We start from the raw sequence: 22,161 nt of genomic DNA, 5'->3' as shown, positions 1-22,161 counted from the left end.
GGCGGGGCGGGCGGCCGCCTCACGGAGTGCAGGCGGCCGCGATCGACACGCTGTTCTCGTAGAGGTGGTGCCGGGTGATCCGGCCGTTCTCCACGGTGAGCCGCAGGGCGAAGGGCCCGGAGAAGGACTTCCCCGTCGCCCGGACGGTCCCGGCGAGATGCCCCATCAGCACGGCATCGGCCCCGTCGACGAGGAAGGTGTCGACGGACGCGCGGGCGTCCTCGGGGACGGTGTACCGCGCCAGCTCCTCGCCCTGGGCGGCACACTCGGCGGCCGTCGACCGGGGCCGGATCCAGGGCACGACGGGGTTCTCGGCGAGCATCCAGTCGACTTCGTCGGCGAACAGCGCGGTGAGCCCTTCGGTGTCGCCGGCGAGCCGGAGCCGGAGGAACTCCTGCACGGTGGAGCGGGTGTCTTCTGCGGTGGTCGTCATGGGGCCAGCCTGGCCGGTCGGGGAGCCGGCCGTCGATTACGTCGGAGGTAAGACGCCGCCGCACCGGGAAGGACGCCGCGCGGCTGCCCCGCCGGGCCGCCGCCGCTCACCCCGCCCCCACCTCGGGCTGCTGCCGCACGGGCCCCTGCGCGGGCTGCACCGGCACGGCGTCGGCCTCCACCCCGGCCACGTCCTGCGGAAGCCGCCGCATCAGCACGCCGTACCCCGCGCCGGCGACCGTCCCCACCACCGCGCAGAACCCCCACAGCCACTCCGCCCCGTACCGGTCGATCACGAACCCGGACAGCAGCGGGGCGACGAGGGCCGCGACGGACCAGGACATGGTGTACATGCCCTGGTAGCGCCCACGCCCGTGGGTCGGGGACAGCCGTACGACGAGGCCGGTCTGGGTCGGCGCGTTCACGATCTCGGCGAGCGTCCACACGCACACCGTCAGCGCGATGACCCCGACCGACCCCGCGAAGGCGGTCAGCGCGAAGCCGTACCCGGCCAGGAGGGACGAGACGACGAGCAGCCGGCGCGGGTCGCGGTGCTCGATGAAGCGGGTGACCGGGATCTGGAGCACGACGATCAGCACGCCGTTGACGGCGATCGCCATGCCGTACTCGGCCGGAGTGAACCCGGCCGCGCCCATCGCCACGGGCAGTCCCACCGCCCCCTGCTGGAAGATCAGCGCGATGAGGAAGGACAGCCCGACGACGCCCATGAAGCGCCCGTCGCGCAGTACGGTCCCCAGGCCGACCGAACTGCCGGAGCCCGCGGCGGTCTTCACCGGCTCGGCCGGCCTGGACTCCGGCAGCCGCAGGAAGACGAGGACCGCGCAGACCATCGTCATCGCGGCCTCGATGAGGAAACCGGCGCGGTAGCTCACCTCGGCGATGAACCCGGCGCCCATCGAGGAGACGGCGAACCCCAGGTTGATGGCCCAGTAGTTGAGGGAGAAGGCGCGGATGCGGTCCTCGGGCCGGACGATGTCGGCCATCATCGCCTGCACGGCCGGGCGCGAGGCGTTGCTCGCCATGCCGACGAGGAAGGCGACGCCGGCGATCGCGACCGGGTCGCGCACGAAACCGAGCAGGGCGACGGAGAGGGCGGTCGAGACCTGCGCGATCAGCAGCGTCGGGCGCCGCCCCAGCCGGTCGGTCAGCACACCGCCGCCGAGTGAGGAGATCACGCCGCCGAGCCCGTGCAGGGCGGCGACCAGACCGGCGTAGGTCGCGGAGTAGCCGCGGTCGAGGGTCAGGTACAGCGCCATGAAGGTCGCGACGAAGGCGCCGAGCCGGTTGACGAGCGTGCTGGTCCACAGCCACCAGAACTCCCGGGGCAGACCTGAGACCGTCTCCCGGACGGCACGTCGGGCACGCAGGGCGTACGGCATGGTCTCCCCCGGAGGCGACAGGATGCGGACGGCACCGAGATGTAAGCGGCGCTGGCAGTAGGCGCACGTTACGATCGGGCGCTTGTCGGGGGCCACTCAATTAACAGATCCCGTCAAACGTCCGCCTGCCGGGCAGCCACGCGAACGGGCGAAAGCGTGGATTACGCTCTGAGGCATGGCCGACGCACCGTACAAGCTGATCCTCCTCCGCCACGGCGAGAGCGAGTGGAACGCGAAGAACCTGTTCACCGGCTGGGTGGACGTGAACCTCAACGAGAAGGGCGAGAAGGAGGCGGTCCGCGGCGGTGAGCTGCTCAAGGACGCCGGCCTGCTGCCCGACGTGGTCCACACGTCCCTCCAGAAGCGCGCGATCCGCACGGCCCAGCTGGCGCTGGAGGCCGCGGACCGCCACTGGATCCCGGTCCACCGCTCCTGGCGCCTGAACGAGCGCCACTACGGCGCCCTCCAGGGCAAGGACAAGGCGCAGACCCTCGCCGAGTTCGGCGAGGAGCAGTTCATGCTGTGGCGCCGCTCCTACGACACCCCGCCGCCGCCGCTGGACATCGACGCCGAGTACTCCCAGTTCGCCGACCCGCGCTACGCGACCCTCCCGCCGGAGCTGCGCCCGCGCACGGAGTGCCTGAAGGACGTCGTCGTCCGCATGCTCCCGTACTGGTTCGACGCGATCGTCCCCGACCTGCTGACCGGCCGCACGGTCCTGGTCGCCGCCCACGGCAACTCCCTGCGGGCCCTGGTCAAGCACCTGGACGGCATCTCCGACGCGGACATCGCGGGCCTGAACATCCCGACGGGCATCCCGCTCTCCTACGAACTGGACGCCGACTTCAAGCCGGTGAACCCGGGCGGCACGTACCTGGACCCGGAGGCGGCCGCGGCGGCGATCGAGGCGGTCAAGAACCAGGGGAAGAAGAAGTAAGCGCCCACGAACAGGCCCCCTGCCTGCGGGTTCTCCGTCGGCAGGGGGCTTTCGTCACCTCTGGGCCGTCGCTGGGCCGTCTTCGATCATGAGCGAGGCTTCGTCAGGATCTCGACCTTCACCTGGAAGGCCGCCAAGAACGCCATCATGGCAGCGGCCGCCATCGGTGCTGCGGACCAAACGCCGAGGGCGCCGATCGCGCCGCCGACGAAGATGAACGGAATCGGCATCCTGCTACGGATCTTTTGCAATGCGCCGATGGAGACGAGAGCCACCCCCTGCCCGGGGTGGCTCTCACCATTCAGCAGGCAGGACGCTACCCTCTTCTGAGGGTGCATCACAAATGGCCTGCTAAGCGTCTTCCTTGGGTATCGCCCCAGCTGCCGCCCAGGATGCGAAAGTCCTTCTTGGGCGGTGCGGCTACCTTCCTTCCATGGATGGAACAAGATCATCCACGGATGGAGTATATTCCCAGGTCAGCTGGCTTCTCCCTCGAAATGCTACCCGGCAGTAACCTCCTGACTGCGTACTCTCGATGACTTATCTATCTGCCCTGAAAGGTGGCTTATCTATCTTCCATGAAAGTTAGCTAGCGAGCCTGTTAATTTCTTCGCTGACAGCTATCACGTATACCGCTTCGCTGAATAGCGAAGCGGATTGCAAGCGGACTACGCCTAACCTGACTACTGAACTTGATTGAGTGATGTCGGGGCGGTTCGCCTGACAGCGACCTGCTTGCTCCGGTAGCTCCGGGGGGGGGTGAGATACGCGCAGGGCGGTGGGCTGACCGACGCCGAGAGAGCCGCGCGGGAGCGAATCCGGTTGCAGGCTGTCGTCCGCTTCGAGGGCAGGGAGAGGAACCGCGAGATCGCCACCGTGCTGCGGTTGAGCGAGCGGTCGGTGGAGCGGTGGCGCCGGGCCTGGCGCGAGCGCGGCGAGGCCGGGGTCCTGTCGCAGGGTTCTCCGGGGCGGTCCCGGCTCAGCGAAACGCAGATCGCCAGGCTGGAGCGGGAGTTGGAGCGTGGCCCGCTGGGCCACGGCTGGGCGGACCAGCGATGGGCGCTGGCGCGGAGCAAGACGTTGATCGGTCGGCTGTTCCACGTCTCCTGCACCGTCGAGGGCACCTGGCGACTGCTGAAGCGACACGGCTGGAGCTGGCATCAGCCGGCCCGGCGCGCCATCGAGCGCGATGACGACGCGGTCGAGGTGTGGAAGAAGGAGACCTGGCCGCGGGTAAGACCACCGCGGCGGAGCGCGGTGCCTGGATCGTTTTCGAGGACGAGGCCGGCCAGTCGATGACTCCGCCGCGTGCCAGGACCTGGGGCCGGATGGGACAGACCCGGTCGTGAGGGTGAGGTGCTGGGGCTCCGGGCGAGTGTCGATGGCAAGCATGGCCTGCCTCAAGCCGGGCCGGTGATCCGAGAGTACCGGGGCCGCAAGGACGAGCCGAAAGGCTTCGGCTGGCGCGACTTCCGCGACCTGGTCGTCCGTGCCCGGATCCAGCTCGGGGGCCCGATCGTGCTGGTCTGGGACAACGTCCGCCTCCACCTGACGATCGGCATGAAGGAGTTCATCGAGGCGAACGCCGAGTGGCTGACCGTGTTCCAGCTCCCGGCCTACGCTCCTGACCTCAATCCGACCGAGGGCCTTTGGGCGCTGGTGAAGCGCGACTTGGGCAACCTGGCCGCCGCGGACCTCGGCGAGATCACCAGGGCCGTGAAATGTCCGCTCAAGAAGATCCAGTACCGCCCTGACCTCGTCGACGGCTGCATCGCTGCCACCGGCCTGAGCCTGGACGGGTGACCGATGTCGGCGACCGGTTCCGGATCACGCATCCCAGTCCGCATAGTCCCCCATCGCCACGTCGTCGCAGAAGGTCTCCCAGAATCCGTTGTCCGCAAGAGCGGTCTTGTCGATGCCGGAGACGAGATCGCGCAGCTCTTCTGCCACCTCTCCGCACCTTTCCTCGTCGCCCTCCGCATAGAACGGGAAGCGTGCGATCACGGCCGCGACGCACCGGTTGAAGGAGTCGAGGTCTCTGTTCACGTGACCGGCCGTCGTCGACTCGACACTGGGAATCTGCACCACGTAACCACTAGCCACGTCGATGGCGATGCGTCCGAACAGGCCACTCGTCGCGATGGCGACCAGCCCCCGTTCGCCGATCCCCCCGAAGTGCACCGGCTGGCTCATCGGCCGGTACTCGTGTCCGATCAACCCGCCCGGGACGCCGGTCTCGCTGAGGCCGGCAGCAATCTGGGCGGGCACCTCGGGTGGCGCCTCGATGACGATCGAGACGAACTCGGGCTTCGGCAACTGCGGCAGGGACTGGCTCACAGGAGGATCCTGTCACGCAGGCGCGGGCCAGGAACGTTCTGTCAGCGGCGACCAGTAGCCTGCGACGATCAGCCGTCGCGCGCCTGGAGATGCCGTGGAAGCTACCGCTCTCGTCAGTCCCGACCAGTTGTGGTCGGCGCAGGAGGTCTTGGTTCGTCCGAGTCCTGTCCCGGCGGCGGCAGGAGTCTACGGGTGGCACTTCAAGCAGCCGCCCCACCCTTACCTGAAGGCCGGGCGCCTGCTGTAAGGCACCTCGTCGCTCTCGCCCCCAGGCGCCCGCAGCAGCCCGCCCGCGCCGGCGCAGCCATCGGCCCGACCGTCCCAGCCCGCCCTGTCAGTGGCAGGTCATAGGCTTCGCGCACCGTATCGAAGGGGGAACTGCCGTGGGCTTCTCGGGGCACCTGGTCTTTGCTCGCAGCGAGCACCCGCTGCTGGAGGCGCCTGTGTTCGGCAGCCTCGATCACGAGCTGAAGGACGCCGTGGACGACTGGTCTCCGCGACCGGGCGGGTGGCAGACGCTGCAGCTCGGACCCGGGCTGTGGGCGGACGGGCACCTGTCCGCCCTGGTCGGGTGGACCGGCGCACCGGCCTGTGTCGCGGCCGTCTCCGACAGCGACACGGCCCTGGTGACCGGACTGGGAACCGACGGGCGGCAGTGGCAGGCGTGGCTCAACCTCGACGGCGTTGCCGCGCTCCTGACCGAGGCACCCGACGACGTGGACGACATGAGCCTGTGGTTCGGGACCCCGGAGTGCGACGAGGCCGTGCAGCGCAAGCGCGCGGAGCTGGAGGCGGATGTCCCGGCCGACGCCGCGGGCGCCCTCCTCTGGGCCGCCACGGCCGGCGTCCCGGCCACCGCGCGGCAGACCCGGATTGAAGAACTGCTGCGCTCCCAGGAGACCTTCGTGGAGGATCTCTTCGACGCGTTGCTGGACGAGTTGGGCTTTCCCTCCCCGGACGATCATCGGTGAGCCGGGAATTCGGTGGCGGCACGCCCCCCTCGCCCCCCAGCATGCCCCCATGACCCCGGACGAGCACACCGACGACCGCGGCACGACCCGGTGGACCGCATCGACCGTCTACCCCGACATGTGGGTCGACCCCGACGACGATCCGCGCGAGACCGGCGCCGGGACCGGCGCCGAGCCCGTCGGCGAACACGCCCTCCTGCTGGACTACTTGCGCACCTACCGCCTCACCCTGGAGATGAAGTGCGCGGGGCTGGACGCCGAGCAGATGGCCCGGCGGTCCGTTCCGCCGTCCTCGATGTCCCTGTTGGGGCTGGTGCGGCACCTGGCCGACGGGGAACGGCATTTCCGTCGTGTCGTGGCCGGTGAGGACGCCCCGGCCCTGTACCGCACCGCGGAGGACCGCGACGCCGCCTTCCACGGCGCGCTGCCCGACCAGTCGGTCGTGGACGACGCCTGGCACCACTGGCGCGCGGAAGCCGAACGCACGGACCGCTACCTGGCCGGTGCCACCGACCTCGGCGCCACCAACGCCGGTTTCTCCGACCTCGGTCCCGAGCCGGGCGGCCATCACCAGCTGCGCGACGTCCTGCTGGCCCACATAGCGGAGTACGCGCGCCACTGCGGCCACGCCGACCTCCTGCGCGAGCGGATCGACGGCCGCGTCGGGCAGTGACGGACACCCGGGACCCGGCCGACACCCGGCCGACGCCCGGCCGACACCCGGCGGTCACCGCTCAGCGCCCTGCCCCGCAGGCCACGCACAGGCCACTCGAGTACTGAGGACCTCACGTACCTCACGTACCTCAGGTCACCGTCAACGGCACCGGATGGATCTCGTCCGCCTTGTGCCCGGCCCGCTCGTGCACCCGCTGGACCGCCTCGGCCGACGGCGCCTCCGAGAGGCAGTAGACGAGCCCGGACTCCGGGTCCGCCCAGGCCTGCTCGAAGCTGACCTGCTCCTCGCCCTGGAGGGCGAGGTCCGCGTCGTGGGCCTCGCGCAGCTGGTCCTCCGTGATGCCCTTCATGCTGTGGTGGACATCCATGAACTTGGCCATGGCCCGTGCCTCCTTCCCGTACGGCACTCCACGCCCGTCACCCTCACCCCCGTACTCCCCATGCTCCGCCCGCACCGCCCCGAGGGCGACCGCAACGCCGCGGGGCCCCGGTTCACCACCGGGGCCCCGCGAGTCGTACGAACGACGTGCCGGCGTCAGCCGCACTGGCAGGGGCTGCCCGACTGACACCCGCAGCCACAGCCCGAGCCGCAGCCGCACGCGGCGATCAGGGGCAGGTTCCTGAGCTCGGCGGGCTGCTCGGTCTCGCGCTGCTGCGTGGGGTCGGGCGCGGTGCTGGGGGATTCGGCCATGGGTCCCTCCTCGAGGCTGGTGCCTGTGCCCATTGGACGCCCGGTGCTCTGGGCGCATCAACGGCGCACGGAGGCGCCCGCGCGCCAGGGCGGAACCCCGCCCGCCCTTTTCACGCCCCGCAACCGGCAGACCCGGAGGTCAGGCCCCCTCCGCCCCCGCCACCGCCTGGATCTCCGGCTGCACGTCCGCCTGGAGCTCGTCCGCGTGCTCGCCCGTCACCAGGTACACCACGCGCTTGGCGACCGACACCGCGTGGTCGGCGAACCGCTCGTAGTAGCGGCCCAGCAGCGTGACGTCCACGGCCGTCTCGATGCCGTGCTTCCAGCGGTCGTCCATCAGGTGCTGGAAGAGCGTGCGGTGCAGCAGGTCCATCGCGTCGTCGTCCTGCTCCAGCTGGAGCGCCAGGTCGACGTCCTTGGTGATGATCACCTCGGCGGCCTTCGCCATCAGGCGCTGCGCGAGCTGGCCCATCTCCAGGATCGTGGCGTGCAGGTCGCTCGGGACCGCGCGGTCCGGGTAGCGCAGACGTGCCAGCTTCGCCACGTGCTGGGCGAGGTCGCCCGAGCGCTCCAGGTCGGCGGACATGCGCAGCGACGTCACGACGATGCGCAGGTCCGTCGCGACCGGCTGCTGCCGCGCCAGCAGGGCTATCGCCCGGGCCTCCAGCTCGTGCTGGAGCTCGTCGACCCTCTGGTCGGCCTCGATCACGTTCTCGGCCAGCTTCAGGTCGGAGTCGAGCATGGCGGTCGTGGCGCGCCCGATCGCCGACCCGACCAGCCGGGCCATTTCCACCAGACCGTCGCCGATCGAGTCCAGTTCCTCGTGGTACGCGTCCCGCATCAGGGTTCCCTCTCGTGCGTTCAAGTCGGGGGTTCAAGGGCCGGGCCCCCACCGACAAACCGGCGGTACGACCGTCGTACGAGTGACGGTCCGCACCCCACGCTCCCACGTTCCGGCCCGTACGCGTCCGTTTCCGGCATCCCAAATGAACCAATACTGGCTCCAAGGTGAACTCTGGGCGACGAGTGTTCGAGCTCGCAGCCCGACGGCTGTGGAGGGTGCCCGAGCCATGCCTAACCTGGGTGCATGGACGTGAACGCGGCGGTCGCCGCAGTGGCAGCGATCGCCGGGGTGCTCACCGGCGTCATCGCCATGCTGGCGTTCCGCTGGAGTGAGCGCGAGCAGAAGCGCCCGACCCGCAGCTCCCTGCACACGGACGCGGTGCTCCCGCCGGGCGTGGACACCGTCCTGTCGGTCCTGAGGTCCTCCGCCGTGGTCCTCGACGAGGCCGACGGCGTGGTGAAGGCCAGCTCGGCGGCGTACGCCCTCGGTCTGGTCCGCGGCGGCAAGCTCGCCGTCGAGCCGATGCTGCAGATGGCCCGGGACACCCGCCGGGACGGGGAGATACGCCAGGTCGAACTGGATCTGCCGAGGCGCGGCACCGGACGCGGAGAGGCCCTGGCCGTCTCCGCGCGGGTCGCGCCGCTCGGCTCCCGGCTGGTGCTGCTGCTCGTGGAGGACCTGACCGAGGCCCGCCGCATCGAAGCGGTCCGGCGCGACTTCGTCGCCAACGTGAGCCACGAGCTGAAGACGCCCGTCGGCGCCCTGTCGCTGCTGTCCGAGGCCGTCATGGACGCCTCCGACGACCCCGAGGCCGTGCAGCGGTTCGCCGGGCGCATGCAGATCGAGGCGACCCGGCTGACCAACCTGGTGCAGGAGCTCATCGACCTGTCGCGGGTGCAGAACGACGACCCCCTGGAGGACGCCGAGCCGGTCCGCGTCGACGAACTGGTCGCCGAGGCCATCGACCGCTGCCGGCACCAGGCCGGCACCAAGCAGATCACCATGGCCGCCGGCGGCACCGCCGACCTGCGGGTGTGGGGAAACCGCGGCCAGCTCGCGGCCGCCCTCGGCAACCTCGTCGAGAACGCCGTCAACTACTCGCCCGCCCGCACCCGCGTCGGCATAGCGGCCCGCAGGGTGAACGCGCCCGGCGGGGAGCACATCGAGATCGCCGTCACCGACCAGGGCATCGGCATCTCCGAGAAGGACAAGGAGCGCATCTTCGAGCGCTTCTACCGCGTCGACCCGGCCCGCTCCCGTGCCACGGGTGGCACGGGTCTCGGCCTGGCGATCGTGAAGCACGTGGCCGCCTCGCACGGCGGGGAGGTCACCGTGTGGAGCGCCGAAGGCCAGGGTTCCACCTTCACCCTGCGGTTGCCCGAGGCCGCCACGGCCCGCGACCGCGCACATCAGCAGACCGCCCGGGAGACACGCGCTGGAGGCGCGGGCCTCGACGAGGAGGCCGGGCGGTCCACCCCCACATCCCCCGATTCCACCGCGTACGAAACGCTTCCCGCCCCGGAGGTCCTTCCGTGACCCGTGTGCTCGTCGTCGAGGACGAGGAGTCCTTCTCCGACGCCCTGTCGTACATGCTCCGCAAGGAGGGCTTCGAGGTCGCCGTCGCGACCACCGGGCCCGACGGACTCGACGAGTTCGAGCGCAACGGCGCCGACCTCGTCCTCCTCGACCTGATGCTGCCCGGCCTGCCGGGCACCGAGGTCTGCCGTCAGCTGCGCGGCCGCTCCAACGTCCCCGTCATCATGGTGACCGCCAAGGACAGCGAGATCGACAAGGTGGTCGGCCTGGAGATAGGAGCCGACGACTACGTCACCAAGCCGTTCTCCTCGCGCGAGCTGGTCGCCCGCATCCGCGCCGTGCTGCGGCGCCGCGGCGAGCCGGAGGAGGTGACCCCGGCCGCCCTGGAGGCGGGCCCGGTCCGCATGGACGTGGACCGGCACGTGGTCACCGTCGGCGGCACCAAGATCGACCTGCCGCTGAAGGAGTTCGACCTGCTGGAGATGCTGCTGCGCAACGCGGGCCGCGTGCTGACCCGCATGCAGCTCATCGACCGGGTCTGGGGCGCCGACTACGTCGGTGACACGAAGACCCTCGACGTCCACGTCAAGCGCCTGCGCGCCAAGATCGAGCCGGACCCGGGGGCCCCGCGCTACCTGGTGACGGTCCGCGGCCTGGGCTACAAGTTCGAGCCGTAGACCGGCGCGGCACGAACGACGAAGGGCGGGACCTCTCCCGGAGAGGTCCCGCCCTTCGTGGTGCCGGTGGCGCGGGGGTCAGTGCCCGGCGCCGGCCGTCGCGCTGGCGGAGGCGGCGTCGGTCGGCGTGGCCGGCGACTCCTCGCCGCCCGGGGTCTCGCCCGCCGCGGGGCTCTCGGAGCCGGCCGGCGAACCCGAGGGGCTGCCCGACGCCGAGCCGGACGGGGAGGCCGAGGCGCCCGGGGCGGCCGGGACCTCGGTCGGGCCCCACTCCTTGAAGTAGTGCTCGGCCGGGACGACGAACGCGCGCAGGCTCACGTCACCCGTCTTGCTGAAGGTGAAGGTGACCTTCTGGGCGTTGCCGTCCCGCACGGCCTCGCGGCTGCTCGGCAGCATGGCCGTGGCGTTGTCCTTGCCGCCCAGGATCAGCGAACCGCCGGCCGGGATGGTCAGGCTGCCGCCCTTGGCCGGCTTCAGCTCGGCGGTCTTGCCGGTGCCGGGCAGGGTGATGGACTCCAGCGTCTGGTCGGTGCGGCCCTCGTTGAAGAAGGTGGCGGAGATCGCGGCAGGGCCGGTCGACTCGAGGTCGGGCTGCGTGATCACGATCGCGTTCTGGATCTTGATGTCGCCGACGCTCGTGGCCGCGTTGTCCGGCTTGATCTCCAGCGTCTGGGCGTTGTGGCCGGCTCCGCACGCGGCGAGCGAGGCGACCGAGAACGCGATGGCGGCAGCGGCGAGGGCGCCGCGTCGAAGGCTGCTGCTCACGGCGGCGGCAACTCCTTGACTCGTACGGAGCGGCCGATAAAGCCGCCCTAAGGGTCTGTCAGCGGGCCTTAGGTTACCGAGCCGTTCCCGCGTGGACGCACCCGACCCCCCGGCGCCACCGATCCCACCTGCGTCACAGCGACTCGTGCGGCACGAGTGACTCGTGCGTCACATTGCCTGACGCGTACGTCACATTGCCGGATGCTCGTCCGGCATTCACATAAGAGCCCCGGGCAGTACCGCAAAACTTCCGTGAAGGAATGCGCGCGTGGCCCGGGAAAATCGATCACCGGCGGCTCGCCGGAGGCGCGTGATCAATTCCGGAATCGGCCGGAAGCCGGCTCGGGCCGCCGAACGGAGTAGCGGAAGTCGATCACTTGGAACCGGACATTTCAGGCTCTTCGGCCGCCCGGAGGGGCCGCCGGATGCGTGTAACGTACGCGTTTCACTCGGCCCGGAGAGCCGCTCCCACCTGCGAATACCTTCCTCCGCTCGCTGTCCGAAGCACGTTCCTGTCGGAGTTGTCAAGCCCCGAGATATGCCCTGACCTGCGAAAACGTCATTCAGAAGACGCCGTATCCGTGTTACCCTGGATAGCCACGGAAGGGGTACCTGTCACATGACGTTCAAGGTTGGCGACACCGTGGTCTATCCCCATCACGGGGCCGCGCTGATCGAGGCCATCGAAACTCGCCAGATCAAAGGCGTGGACAAGACCTACTTGGTGCTGAAGGTCGCCCAGGGTGACCTGACGGTACGTGTGCCAGCGGACAATGCGGAGTTCGTCGGCGTGCGTGATGTGGTCGGTCAGGACGGGCTGGACCGGGTCTTCGAGGTGCTGCGCGCGCCGTACGCCGAGGAGCCCACGAACTGGTCCCGTCGTTACAAGGCAAACCTGGAGAAGCTCGCCTCCGGCGATGTCATCAAGGTCGCGGAGGTCGTGCGTGACCTGTGGCGTCGTGAGCGCGAGCGCGGACTCTCCGCCGGTGAGAAGCGCATGCTCGCCAAGGCCCGCCAGATTCTGGTGAGCGAGCTCGCGCTCGCGGAGAACACCAACGAGGACAAGGCCGAGGCCCTGCTCGACGAGGTTCTCGCCTCCTGAGGTGAGTCGCTCGGCGCTCTGCTGATCAAGACTGAGCTGTCAAGACTGATCACGTCCGCGCTGATCAACTCTGCACATCGAAATGCCGCGGTGCCCGATGACGAATTCCTTGTCGCCGGGCGCTGCGGCATGTTCGTGCTCTCGCCGGTGCGCCGTCTCCCGGGATGTGTTATCACTCACGACCCGGTGCTTGGCGTGCCGGGCCCGGGCAGCCGGCTCGACCAGCGTCACGGAAGGGTCCGGTCGAGCGCGTCGCGCCCGGCACTCCTCCAGGCCATACCCACGCCAGGCCAGCACACAAACCTGACAGGAACCGATGTCTGACGATTCGCTTCCCTCGCCGCCCGCCGCCTCCGCGACGGCCCGTACGGCGGTCGTGATCCCGGCCGCCGGCCGTGGTGTACGGCTCGGCCCGGGCGCTCCGAAGGCGCTGCGCGTGCTGGGGGGCACCCCCATGCTCATCCACGCCGTCCGCGCGATGGCCGCGTCCCGCGCCGTCTCCCTGGTCGTCGTCGTGGCCCCGCCCGACGGCGCGGCCGAGGTCAGGTCGCTGCTCGACGCGCACACGCTGCCCGAGCGGACCGACTTCCTCGTGGTCCCCGGCGGGCAGAGCCGCCAGGAGTCCGTGAAGCTCGGCCTGGACGCGCTGCCGCAGGGCATCGACATCGTGCTGGTGCACGACGCGGCCCGGCCGCTGGTCCCGGTCGACACGGTCGACGCCGTGATCGAGGCCGTGCGCGACGGCGCCCCGGCCGTGGTTCCGGCGCTGCCGCTCGCCGACACGGTCAAGCAGGTCGAGCCCGCGCGGGCCCCCGGCGAGCCGGAGCCCGTGATCGCCACGCCGGAGCGCGCGCGGCTGCGGGCGGTGCAGACGCCGCAGGGCTTCGACCGGGCCACGCTGGTCCGGGCGCACGAGACGGTCACCGGTGACGTCACCGACGACGCCGGCATGGTCGAGCAGCTCGGCCTCACGGTCGTGGCCGTCCCCGGCCACGAGGAGGCCTTCAAGGTCACCCGCCCGCTGGACCTGGTCCTCGCCGAGGCGGTCCTGGCCCGCAGGAGGCTCAACGATGGCTTCTGAGGCGTTCCCGCTGCCCCAGGTGGGCATCGGCACCGACATCCACGCCTTCGAGGAGGGCCGCGACCTGTGGTGCGCCGGCCTGAAGTGGGAGGGCGAGGGCCCGGGGCTGGCGGGCCACTCCGACGCGGACGTCGTCGCCCACGCCGCCTGCAACGCCCTGTTCTCCGCGGCGGGCCTCGGCGACCTCGGACAGCACTTCGGCACCGGCCGCCCCGAGTGGTCGGGCGCCTCCGGGGTCACGCTGCTCACCGAGGCGGCCCGGATCGTGCGCGCGGCGGGCTTCCGCATCGGCAACGTCGCCGTCCAGGTGGTGGGCCCCCGGCCGAAGATCGGCAAGCGCCGGGACGAGGCGCAGAAGATCCTGTCGGAGGCGGCCGGCGCCCCGGTGTCGGTGTCGGGCGCGACCACGGACGGCCTGGGCTTCCCGGGACGCGAGGAGGGCCTGATGGCGGTGGCGACGGCCCTGGTGGTGCGCGCCGGCTGAGCGAGCCGGGCCGGCCGGGGCCGCGCACCCCCCCACGGCCCACTACCCTAGGAACCGTGACCATTCGCCTGTACGACACCAGCGCCCGGCAGATCCGTGACTTCGCCCCGCTCAAGCCGGGTTGTGTCTCGATCTACCTGTGTGGCGCCACCGTGCAGGCCGCCCCGCACATCGGGCACATCCGCTCGGGTCTGAACTTCGACATCATGCGCCGCTGGTTCGAGTACCGCGGCTACGACGTCACCTTCGTGCGGAACGTCACCGACATCGACGACAAGATCATCGCCAAGTCGGCCGACCAGGGCCGCCCCTGGTGGGCCATCGGCTACGAGAACGAGCGGGCGTTCAACGACGGCTACCGCGCCCTCGGCTGCCTGCCCCCGACCTACGAGCCGCGCGCCACCGGCCACATCACCGAGATGGTCGAGATGATGCGCGGCCTCATCGAGCGCGGGCACGCCTACGTCGCCGACGGCAGCGTCTACTTCGACGTCCGCTCCTTCCCGGAGTACCTGGCGCTGTCCAACCAGGACATCGACGACCTGCGCCAGCCCGACGAGGGCGTCTCGGGCAAGCGCGACCCGCGCGACTTCGCCATGTGGAAGGCGACCAAGCCGGGCGAGCCCGACTGGGAGACGCCCTGGGGCCGCGGCCGTCCCGGCTGGCACCTGGAGTGCTCGGCGATGGCCCACAAGTACCTGGGCTCCGCCTTCGACATCCACGGCGGCGGCCTCGACCTGGTCTTCCCGCACCACGAGAACGAGATCGCGCAGGCCAAGGCGTACGGCGACGACTTCGCGCAGTACTGGGTGCACAACGCCTGGGTCACCATGAGCGGCGAGAAGATGTCCAAGTCGCTCGGCAACTCGGTCCTGGTCAGCGAGATGGTCAAGCGCTGGCGCCCGATCGTGCTGCGCTACTACCTCGGCACCCCGCACTACCGCTCGATGATCGAGTACAGCGAGGAGGCCCTGCGCGAGGCCGAGTCGGCGTTCGCGCGGATCGAGGGCTTCGTGCAGCGCGTGGTGGAGAAGGCCGGCGTCGTCGAGCCGGCCGCCGAGGTGCCGCTCGCCTTCGCCGAGGCCATGGACGACGACCTGGGCGTGCCGCAGGCCCTCGCCGTCGTGCACACCACGGTCCGGCAGGGCAACAGCGCCCTGGCCGCCGACGACAAGGAAGCCGCCGTGGCCCGGCTCGCCGAGGTCCGCGCGATGCTCGGCGTGCTCGGCCTCGACCCGCTGGACCCGCAGTGGGCCGGGGAGGGCGACCGCGGCGAGGACCTGCACGGCGTGGTGGACACGCTCGTGCGCATGGTCCTCGACCAGCGCGAGGCCGCCCGGGCCCGCAAGGACTGGCCGACCGCGGACGCCATCCGCGACCAGCTGGGCCAGTCCGGCCTGGTCATCGAGGACAGCCCGCAGGGCCCGCGCTGGAGCCTCGGCCCGCGCTAGCCCGGCCGCGGCCGGAAGATCGATTGTGCCGTCCGGGCCCCCGGGCGGCACACTTCATAGACGTACGCAGTTCACCGCCTCACGGCGACAGCAGAGACAGGTAGGTCATGGCAGCCAACAACCGCCGCATGTCCGGCAAGAAGGGCGCGCAGGTCGGCAGTGGCGGCCAGCGGCGCAAGGGCCTGGAGGGCAAGGGCCCCACCCCGCCCGCCGAGATGCGCAAGGGACACAAGAAGAACCGGCTCGCGAACGCCAAGGCGCGCCAGACCTCGCGCCGCCCCGCGGCCCGCGGCCGCGGCGGCAAGTCGGCCTCCGAGCTGGTCGTCGGCCGCAACCCGGTCTACGAGGCCCTGCGCGAGGGCGTGCCCGCCTCGACGCTGTACGTCCAGCAGTTCATCGACAACGACGAGCGCGTGCGCGAGGCCCTGCAGCTCGCGGCCGAGCGCGGCGGCATCAACCTCATGGAGGCGCCGCGTCCCGAGCTCGACCGGATGACGAACGGGCTGAACCACCAGGGCCTGGTGCTCCAGGTCCCGCCGTACGAGTACGCCCACCCCGAGGACCTGCTCGACGCCGCCGCCGACGAGGGCGCCGACCCGCTGATCGTCGCGCTGGACGGTGTGACCGACCCGCGCAACCTGGGCGCGGTCGTGCGGTCCGTCTCCGCGTTCGGCGGACACGGCGTGGTGGTGCCCGAGCGCCGGGCCGCCGGGATGACGGCCGGTGCCTGGAAGACGTCCGCCGGTACGGCCGCCCGGACGCCCGTCGCCCGTGCCACCAACCTGACGCGCGCGCTGGAGGCGTACAAGAAGGCCGGTGTCGTGGTCGTCGGGCTCGCCGCCGACGGCGACGTCGAACTGACCGAGCTGGAGGCCCTGGAGGGCCCGGTCGCGATCGTCGTCGGCAGCGAGGGCAAGGGCCTGTCCCGGCTGGTCGGGGAGACCTGTGACTTCCGGGTGCGGATCCCGATGCCGGGCGGCGCCGAGTCGCTCAACGCCGGTGTGGCGGCGGGCATCGTGCTCTACGAGGCGGCCCGCCGACGCGCCTGAACACGCGTCCGGAACCTCACCCGTGCGGGGTAATTCCGGGGTGATCGGGGCGACGAGGACAAGCTTGACGGGGTCCGGACAGATAGGGCGGGTCAAAGCAGTGTCCTAACCCGACGTCACTCGGTTAGATGAGTGTGGACACCAGAACACCCCGCACACCCACGGGGGACCGCTCGTCGGGACTCGACGACGCTCCCGCGCTGAGCATGGTGAAGGTGCCGAGCGACCCGGCGCAGGTGATCGTCAACCACGCGAGTTTCCGCGTGCAGTTGGGCGGTTCGGCGCGTCGCGTCCAGTCCCCCCGGGTCGCACGGCATCTGAACGCCACCGAGGACACCGCCCGCATCCCCGTCGTCACCGCCGGGGGCGCGGCGGACGGGGCCACCGCCCGGCGCCGGCCGGTCGTCTGGAGCGGCAGATCCGCGCCCGACGACACCGGCGCCCACCGGCTCCTGCAGGCCGTGCGGCACGAAAGCGTCCGGCACGCCGAGGAGCCCCCTGCCGACACCGGGGCCACCCGGGTCATCTCCCGCGTGAACGCCGGCCACGAGGGCGCGGGCTACGCCACCGGATACGAGGGCGACGGCTACGAGGACGACCTCGTCCAGACCGTCGAGACCCCCGTCGTCGGCCCCCAGCGCTCCCACGACCCCGCCGACGGCACCCGGCTGCTGCCCCCCATGCGCACGGTCGGCAGCGCCTACGACGAAGCCGCCTACGACGACGCCTCCTACGACGAAGCCCCGTACGAAGAGGGCGAGTTCGAGGACGGCGGCGCCGAGGAGGAGACGGTCGGGCGGCGCTCCAGGCGGCACGGCGACGATCCGGCGCGGCACGCCTACTACCCGGGCCGCCGGATGAACCTCGGCGTCGTCCTGCTCCCGCTGCGCGTCTTCCTCGGCTTCATCTCCATCTACGCCGGCATGGGCAAGCTGTGCGACCCCGTCTACTTCGACGGCGGCAAGCGCGGCTCCATGGTGAAGTGGCTCAACACCCTGCACCCCTGGGAAGTCGCCGAGCCGCTGCGCCAGTTCGCGCTCGAACACCCGGTGGGCTCCGGTCTGGTCATCGCCTTCGCGCAGGTCGTCGTCGGCGTGCTGACGGTCCTGGGCTGCTGGCAGCGCGTCGCCGCGGCCTTCGGCGCCCTGCTCTCCGCGGCGCTGCTGGTCACGGTCAGCTGGAAGAGCGTCCCGGCCTACGAGACGCCCGACATCATCTACCTCGCCGCCTGGTCCCCGCTGATCATCGCCGGTGCCCCCGTCTACTCCGTCGACGGCCGTCTGGCCGGCAGCGCCTGGCGGCGTCTCGGCCCCCGCGCCGACATCTGGGACCTGCGCCGCTACGTGCTGCGCCGCGGCGCCCTGGTCACCGCCGTCGCCGTCGGTCTCACCCTGCTCGTCGGCTCGCTGCTCGGCGGAGCCGTCCGCGACGCCGACCGGGTCGTCGTCCCGGGCCCCGGCGAGGCCCCGCGCAACGAACTGCCCGGCTCCCCGCTCCCCGGCGAGCCCGGCGGCAAGCGGCAGGAGAAGCGGACCCCGTCGGCCTCCACCTCGCCCACGCAGGGCGCCACGGCCGGATCGGCCAGCCCCAGCGCGGGCACCACGACCCGGCCGGACGCCACCCGCGACAGCGGCACGGTCACCGGCGGCTCCCCGAGCCAGACCCAGGGCACCGGGGGCCAGGCCCCGCCCCAGCAGTCCTCCCCGGTCGACCAGGCCCCGACCACGACCTCCGGTCCCACGTCCGGCGGCAGCGCCACCGGCGGCTCGGGCTCGACCGGCGGCGGTGGCACCGGCGGCGACGGCTCCTCGTCCACGGGCCGCCCCGGCCTGGTGGGCGGGCTGCTGGGCTGACCGGCCGGCACCCACGGGCAACGGGAAGGGCCCCGCACCACGAGGTGCGGGGCCCTTCCGCGTGCCCGGGGCACACGCGGCGCTCTCAGCGTCCCAGCGCCGCCAGTTCCCTGGCCGCCTCCGTCAGGTCCTTGGCCGTGTCGATGGCCCGCCAGTACGACCCCTGCGGGATCGTGAACCCGGCCAGGCGCCGCTCGCGGGCCAGGTGCGGGAACGTCGTGCGTTCGTGGTCACCGCGCTGCGGCAGGAGCCCCGCGAACTCGGGGGAGAAGACGTAGACGCCCGCGTTGATCTCGAACGTCGAGGGCGGGGCCTCGATGAAGTCGGTGATGTGGCCGAAGCCGTCGGTCTTCACCGCGCCCCACGGCAGCCGGGGCCGCGCCAGGGCCACCGTCGCGATGGCGTCGCGCTCGGCGTGGAAGCCGGCCATGTCCCGCAGCGAGAACCGCGTCCAGATGTCCCCGTTGGTGGCGTACCAGGGGCGGTCGGGGTGGGGAAGACGCGCCGCCGCGTACTTGAGACCGCCGCCGCGGCCGAGGGGCTCGGGCTCGACGACGGTGGTGACGGAGAGGGGCAGGTCGGCCGTCTCCAGCCACTTCTGCAGCACATCGGCGAGGTGGCCGCAGGAGACCACGACGTCGGTCACGCCCTCCTCGGCGAGCCAGGACAGCTGATGGCCGATGATCGGAGTCCCCGTCCCGGGGATCTCCACCATCGGCTTGGGCCGGTCGTCGGTGTACGGACGCAGCCGGGAGCCCTGGCCGCCGGCCAGAACGACGGCTTGAACGGGGCGGGACGCGGCGTTCGGATCGCTCATGAGACCGAACTGTACGTGGCGTCCCGCCCCGGATGACGGGGGGAAGAGGCTTCCCGCGTCGGCTGCTACCGGCTTGCGGCCTTCCGCGTCCGGCGGCCTGCGCCGGGGCCGCGCGCTCAGCTGTGTGCCGCGGCGACACCTGTGGCGAAGGCCGTGTCGCAGACCGGGCGGGCGTAGGACTGGGCGCGGGTCGGGCCGTAGACCCGGACGGCCGCCTGGCCGAGGGCGCGGGCGATGGACTTGCAGTGCTTCGCCAGCGACGGGCGGCCGTTGACGGCCTGCTGGAGGTGGGTGAGGGCGACGCCCGGGTTCTCCTCCTGCAGTTCGGTCAGCAGTCTGTCGCGCAGGACGTCCTGCGGGGCGCGCTTTGCGGCGCGGGAGGCGCCGGCGGACGTGGCGGTGTCCGCTGCGGTGAGCACCGGGTCGGTGGAGTTGCCCGACCAGTTGACTCGGGTGACCGCGAGGGTCCCGGAGAGCACCAGGACGACGGGCAGGACGAAAGCGAGGGTGCGGCCGATCCGGCGGGCGGGGCCCCGGCCGCGTCGCGTCTGAGGGTTGTTGGAGTGCTTCACGCGTGTGAGGGTAGCGCCCGGTAATGGTTTGTAGACATTTAGTCACCGGTTCGGGGGATGAGGAAGTGCCCCTTTTTGGGTACAGGGTTGACGCACAACGCTCGAAACGTCCGGTCTGCCGGGGTATTTGTCGACAACGAGAAGGGCCCCGCGGCAGGTCACGGGGCCCTTCTCGTCAACCTGGGTGATTCACCCGGGGTTGTGCGTTCGCTGATTGATCAGTCGGACAGGCGCGCGCCGGTCGACGTGGAGAACACGTGGGTCTCGCCGGAGCGCGGGACGACGCGCAGCTGGCTGCCCTTCTCCGGGACGTCACGGCCGTTGACGCGGACGACGAGGTCCTTCGCGTCGTCGCCGAGCTTGGCGGTGCCGTAGACGTAGGCGTCGGCGCCGAGCTCCTCCACGACGTTGACGGTGACCGCGAGGCCCTGCTCGGACTCGGGGCCGGCCACGTCGAAGTGCTCCGGGCGGACGCCGACCGTGACGGTCTTGTCGCTGGTGGCGGAGAGCGCGTCACGCTGCACCGGCACGACCGAGTTGCCGAACTTCACGCCGCCGTCGGTGACCGGCACCTCGACCAGGTTCATGGCCGGGGAGCCGATGAAGCCGGCCACGAAGAGGTTGGCGGGCCGGTCGTACATGTTGCGCGGGGTGTCGATCTGCTGGAGCAGACCGTCCTTGAGGACCGCGACGCGGTCGCCCATCGTCATGGCCTCGACCTGGTCGTGGGTGACGTAGACGGTCGTGATGCCCAGGCGGCGCTGGAGCGAGGCGATCTGCGTACGTGTGGAGACACGGAGCTTGGCGTCCAGGTTGGACAGCGGCTCGTCCATGAGGAACACCTGCGGCTCACGCACGATGGCACGGCCCATGGCGACACGCTGGCGCTGACCACCGGAGAGGGCCTTCGGCTTGCGGTCCAGGTACTCGGTGAGGTCGAGGATCTTCGCGGCCTCCTCGACCTTCTGCCGGATCTCCGCCTTGTTGACGCCGGCGATCTTGAGCGCGAAGCCCATGTTGTCGGCGACGGTCATGTGCGGGTACAGCGCGTAGTTCTGGAACACCATGGCGATGTCCCGGTCCTTCGGCGGCAGGTGCGTGACGTCGCGGTCACCGATGCGGATGGCGCCGGCGTTGACGTCCTCGAGCCCCGCGAGCATGCGGAGCGAGGTGGACTTGCCACAGCCGGACGGGCCGACGAGGACGAGGAACTCGCCGTCCTCGATGTCGATGTCGAGCGCGTCCACGGCGGGCTTGGTGGAACCCGGGTAGATCCGGGTCGCCTTGTCGAACTGCACAGTGGCCATGGTGAATGAACCCCTTCTACCGGCAGGAACGTGCCGGACGATCCGAGTAGGAAGGTGGTGCCACGACGGTGTTCCGTTGTGGTGTAGTCCACGCGTGTGAACTGGCTCAGGACGGTACCTGGCGTTCACACGTCTGTCAGTAGTTCCGGCCGTGTGAACTTCGCGGAAATTTTCGAAGCGGCGGCCTGCCCTCGGAAGGCACGGTCACGCCCGGGCGTAACGGGCCGCCAGCCCGGTCACCGCGGCGGCCACCGCCCGGCGCAGCCCCGGCGGCCCGAGCACCTCCGCCTCCGGGCCCAGCCGGAGCAGGTCCCCGACGGCCACCGGCTCCGCCTCCACGCTCAGCTCCACCTCCACCCAGCCGTCCGCGTCCGGCGCGCCGGCGCTCTCCAGGGCCCGTACGCCCGCCGTCCCGAACTGCATCGGCAGCAGCCGCTGCCCCCGCGGCGACAGCCGCACCCGGGCCGTCTGCTGGTGCAGGGCGGCCTCCAGGCGCCGGGACGACTCCGCCCAGTAGGCGGCCAGGTCGAACCCGGCCGGGCGGTCGAAGCGCTCCCCGGTGTCCTCGACGGCCAGCAGGCGCGAGACCCGGTACGTGCGCACGGCCTCCTCCGTCAGGGCGGCGAGGTACCAGATGCCGCCCTTCAGCACGAGCCCCAGCGGCCGCAGCTCCCTGCGCACCTCGCCCCGCCACCGCCGGTAGTGCACGCGCAGCACCCGGCGCTCCCAGACGGCCGCGGCGACCGCCTCCAGCCACGGCACCGGGTCGGCCTCGCGGAACCAGGCCGGAGCATCCAGGTGGAACCGCTCCTGCACGAGCCGCGCCTGCTCGGCCAGCCCCGCGGGCAGGGCCGCCTGCACCTTCAGCTGGGCACTGGCCAGGACCGCCCCGAGCCCGAGGTCGCGCGCCGGGCCGGGCATCCCGGCGAGGAACAGCGAGCCCGCCTCGGCGTCGGTGAGGCCGGTCAGCCGTGTCCGGTACCCGTCCACCAGCCGGTAACCGCCCTCGGGACCGCGGTCCGCGCACACCGGCACCCCGGCCGCGCCCAGCGCCTCGACGTCCCGGTAGACGGTCCGCACCGACACCTCCAGCTCGGCGGCGAGCTCGGGGGCGGTCATCCGCCCGCGGTTCTGCAGCAGCAGGAGGAGGGAGAGGAGCCGGTCGGCGCGCATGGGGCCA

The 22,161-nt window shown here is 71.3% G+C and carries 25 protein-coding genes; 13 read left to right on the top strand and 12 right to left on the bottom strand.

The window, feature by feature from the left end:
• Positions 1 to 19: 19 nt before the first annotated feature.
• Both ACF07N_RS27605 and ACF07N_RS27600 read right to left on the bottom strand, forming a co-directional pair.
• Entirely contained in the window at positions 20 to 433 is a 414-nt protein-coding gene (locus tag ACF07N_RS27605) for a nuclear transport factor 2 family protein (RefSeq protein ID WP_392117878.1), read from the bottom strand.
• A 106-nt stretch (positions 434 to 539) separates the two neighbouring features.
• Positions 540 to 1,832, bottom strand: a complete 1,293-nt coding sequence (locus ACF07N_RS27600) for an MDR family MFS transporter (RefSeq protein WP_392117875.1) — start codon at positions 1,830 to 1,832, stop codon at positions 540 to 542.
• 175 nt (positions 1,833 to 2,007) lie between these two features.
• On the opposite strand from ACF07N_RS27600, the gene ACF07N_RS27595 reads away from it, so the two are divergent.
• Positions 2,008 to 2,769, top strand: coding sequence for a phosphoglyceromutase (locus ACF07N_RS27595; protein ID WP_383335866.1), 762 nt, complete (start codon positions 2,008 to 2,010; stop codon positions 2,767 to 2,769).
• Between the two features lie 86 nt (positions 2,770 to 2,855).
• On the opposite strand, the gene ACF07N_RS27590 is transcribed toward ACF07N_RS27595, so the two are convergent.
• Positions 2,856 to 3,044 (bottom strand): hypothetical protein, encoded by a 189-nt coding sequence (locus ACF07N_RS27590; protein ID WP_392117872.1) that lies wholly within the window; start codon positions 3,042 to 3,044, stop codon positions 2,856 to 2,858.
• Positions 3,045 to 3,528: 484 nt separating this feature from the next.
• Here ACF07N_RS27590 and ACF07N_RS27585 point away from each other — a divergent pair, with 484 nt between their 5' ends.
• Both ACF07N_RS27585 and ACF07N_RS27580 read left to right on the top strand, forming a co-directional pair.
• Positions 3,529 to 4,068: a winged helix-turn-helix domain-containing protein gene (locus ACF07N_RS27585; protein ID WP_392117869.1), complete on the top strand. Its 540-nt coding sequence runs from the start codon at positions 3,529 to 3,531 to the stop codon at positions 4,066 to 4,068.
• A gap of 114 nt (positions 4,069 to 4,182) precedes the next feature.
• A complete protein-coding gene (locus ACF07N_RS27580) occupies positions 4,183 to 4,572 on the top strand; it encodes a transposase (protein WP_392117866.1) in 390 nt (129 codons plus the stop codon).
• Positions 4,573 to 4,596: 24 nt separating this feature from the next.
• Here ACF07N_RS27580 and ACF07N_RS27575 read toward each other — a convergent pair whose 3' ends face one another.
• The gene (locus tag ACF07N_RS27575) at positions 4,597 to 5,106 is read right to left on the bottom strand and encodes an SUKH-4 family immunity protein (protein ID WP_392117863.1); all 510 of its coding nucleotides are present in this window, start codon (positions 5,104 to 5,106) and stop codon (positions 4,597 to 4,599) included.
• Positions 5,107 to 5,489: 383 nt separating this feature from the next.
• Here ACF07N_RS27575 and ACF07N_RS27570 point away from each other — a divergent pair, with 383 nt between their 5' ends.
• On the top strand, positions 5,490 to 6,077 hold the full coding sequence (locus ACF07N_RS27570; protein ID WP_392117860.1) for a hypothetical protein: 588 nt from the start codon (positions 5,490 to 5,492) through the stop codon (positions 6,075 to 6,077).
• 49 nt (positions 6,078 to 6,126) lie between these two features.
• On the top strand, positions 6,127 to 6,750 hold the full coding sequence (locus tag ACF07N_RS27565) for a DinB family protein (protein ID WP_392117857.1): 624 nt from the start codon (positions 6,127 to 6,129) through the stop codon (positions 6,748 to 6,750).
• 130 nt (positions 6,751 to 6,880) lie between these two features.
• Here the strand turns inward: ACF07N_RS27565 and ACF07N_RS27560 are convergent, their stop codons facing one another.
• The 3 genes from ACF07N_RS27560 to phoU all read right to left on the bottom strand — a co-directional run bounded on the left by ACF07N_RS27560 (position 6,881) and on the right by phoU (position 8,284).
• Positions 6,881 to 7,132 carry an SCO4226 family nickel-binding protein gene (locus tag ACF07N_RS27560; protein WP_392117854.1) on the bottom strand — a complete coding sequence of 84 codons (252 nt, stop codon included), beginning with the start codon at positions 7,130 to 7,132 and terminating at the stop codon, positions 6,881 to 6,883.
• Positions 7,133 to 7,287: 155 nt separating this feature from the next.
• Positions 7,288 to 7,443, bottom strand: coding sequence for a hypothetical protein (locus tag ACF07N_RS27555; RefSeq protein WP_309097406.1), 156 nt, complete (start codon positions 7,441 to 7,443; stop codon positions 7,288 to 7,290).
• A gap of 139 nt (positions 7,444 to 7,582) precedes the next feature.
• The gene (phoU, locus tag ACF07N_RS27550) at positions 7,583 to 8,284 is read right to left on the bottom strand and encodes a phosphate signaling complex protein PhoU (RefSeq protein WP_383335316.1); all 702 of its coding nucleotides are present in this window, start codon (positions 8,282 to 8,284) and stop codon (positions 7,583 to 7,585) included.
• Between the two features lie 246 nt (positions 8,285 to 8,530).
• Here phoU and ACF07N_RS27545 point away from each other — a divergent pair, with 246 nt between their 5' ends.
• Together ACF07N_RS27545 and ACF07N_RS27540 are read left to right on the top strand one after the other, a co-directional pair.
• Positions 8,531 to 9,823: a sensor histidine kinase gene (locus ACF07N_RS27545; RefSeq protein WP_383335318.1), complete on the top strand. Its 1,293-nt coding sequence runs from the start codon at positions 8,531 to 8,533 to the stop codon at positions 9,821 to 9,823.
• Positions 9,820 to 10,500 carry a response regulator transcription factor gene (locus ACF07N_RS27540; RefSeq protein WP_030243122.1) on the top strand — a complete coding sequence of 227 codons (681 nt, stop codon included), beginning with the start codon at positions 9,820 to 9,822 and terminating at the stop codon, positions 10,498 to 10,500. Before ACF07N_RS27545 ends, ACF07N_RS27540 begins: the two co-directional genes overlap by 4 nt.
• 78 nt (positions 10,501 to 10,578) lie before the next feature.
• On the opposite strand, the gene ACF07N_RS27535 is transcribed toward ACF07N_RS27540, so the two are convergent.
• Entirely contained in the window at positions 10,579 to 11,265 is a 687-nt protein-coding gene (locus ACF07N_RS27535; RefSeq protein WP_383588170.1) for a DUF461 domain-containing protein, read from the bottom strand.
• Between the two features lie 619 nt (positions 11,266 to 11,884).
• Between ACF07N_RS27535 and ACF07N_RS27530 the strand changes: the two genes are divergently transcribed.
• From ACF07N_RS27530 to ACF07N_RS27505, 6 genes are all read left to right on the top strand, one after another.
• A complete protein-coding gene (locus ACF07N_RS27530) occupies positions 11,885 to 12,367 on the top strand; it encodes a CarD family transcriptional regulator (protein ID WP_003953493.1) in 483 nt (160 codons plus the stop codon).
• A 316-nt stretch (positions 12,368 to 12,683) separates the two neighbouring features.
• Positions 12,684 to 13,448 carry a 2-C-methyl-D-erythritol 4-phosphate cytidylyltransferase gene (gene ispD, locus ACF07N_RS27525; protein WP_383335322.1) on the top strand — a complete coding sequence of 255 codons (765 nt, stop codon included), beginning with the start codon at positions 12,684 to 12,686 and terminating at the stop codon, positions 13,446 to 13,448.
• Positions 13,438 to 13,932, top strand: coding sequence for a 2-C-methyl-D-erythritol 2,4-cyclodiphosphate synthase (ispF, locus tag ACF07N_RS27520; RefSeq protein ID WP_383335324.1), 495 nt, complete (start codon positions 13,438 to 13,440; stop codon positions 13,930 to 13,932). The genes ispD and ispF overlap by 11 nt, the downstream gene beginning before the upstream one ends.
• Positions 13,933 to 13,988: 56 nt before the next feature.
• Positions 13,989 to 15,383 carry a cysteine--tRNA ligase gene (cysS, locus tag ACF07N_RS27515; RefSeq protein WP_383335326.1) on the top strand — a complete coding sequence of 465 codons (1,395 nt, stop codon included), beginning with the start codon at positions 13,989 to 13,991 and terminating at the stop codon, positions 15,381 to 15,383.
• 107 nt (positions 15,384 to 15,490) lie between these two features.
• Complete coding sequence (gene rlmB / locus ACF07N_RS27510; RefSeq protein ID WP_094055622.1) at positions 15,491 to 16,432, top strand: 23S rRNA (guanosine(2251)-2'-O)-methyltransferase RlmB; 942 nt, start codon at positions 15,491 to 15,493, stop codon at positions 16,430 to 16,432.
• Between the two features lie 128 nt (positions 16,433 to 16,560).
• Entirely contained in the window at positions 16,561 to 18,285 is a 1,725-nt protein-coding gene (locus tag ACF07N_RS27505; RefSeq protein WP_392117847.1) for a DoxX family membrane protein, read from the top strand.
• Positions 18,286 to 18,370: 85 nt separating this feature from the next.
• Here ACF07N_RS27505 and ACF07N_RS27500 read toward each other — a convergent pair whose 3' ends face one another.
• The 4 genes from ACF07N_RS27500 to ACF07N_RS27485 form a co-directional block, all read right to left on the bottom strand.
• A complete protein-coding gene (locus ACF07N_RS27500; protein WP_383335330.1) occupies positions 18,371 to 19,102 on the bottom strand; it encodes an NDP-sugar synthase in 732 nt (243 codons plus the stop codon).
• Between the two features lie 116 nt (positions 19,103 to 19,218).
• The gene (locus ACF07N_RS27495) at positions 19,219 to 19,674 is read right to left on the bottom strand and encodes a hypothetical protein (protein ID WP_383335332.1); all 456 of its coding nucleotides are present in this window, start codon (positions 19,672 to 19,674) and stop codon (positions 19,219 to 19,221) included.
• A 218-nt stretch (positions 19,675 to 19,892) separates the two neighbouring features.
• A complete protein-coding gene (locus tag ACF07N_RS27490) occupies positions 19,893 to 20,981 on the bottom strand; it encodes an ABC transporter ATP-binding protein (protein ID WP_383335334.1) in 1,089 nt (362 codons plus the stop codon).
• A gap of 204 nt (positions 20,982 to 21,185) precedes the next feature.
• Positions 21,186 to 22,154, bottom strand: coding sequence for a helix-turn-helix transcriptional regulator (locus ACF07N_RS27485; RefSeq protein ID WP_392117843.1), 969 nt, complete (start codon positions 22,152 to 22,154; stop codon positions 21,186 to 21,188).
• Positions 22,155 to 22,161: the final 7 nt, after the last annotated feature.

Origin of the sequence: Streptomyces sp. NPDC015242 (genome assembly GCF_043079125.1) — a bacterium.
In the GTDB taxonomy this organism is placed as follows: Bacteria; Actinomycetota; Actinomycetes; order Streptomycetales; family Streptomycetaceae; genus Streptomyces.
The sequence above is the reverse complement of the archived record's forward strand: the minus strand, read 5'-3'. Positions and strand labels throughout refer to the sequence as shown.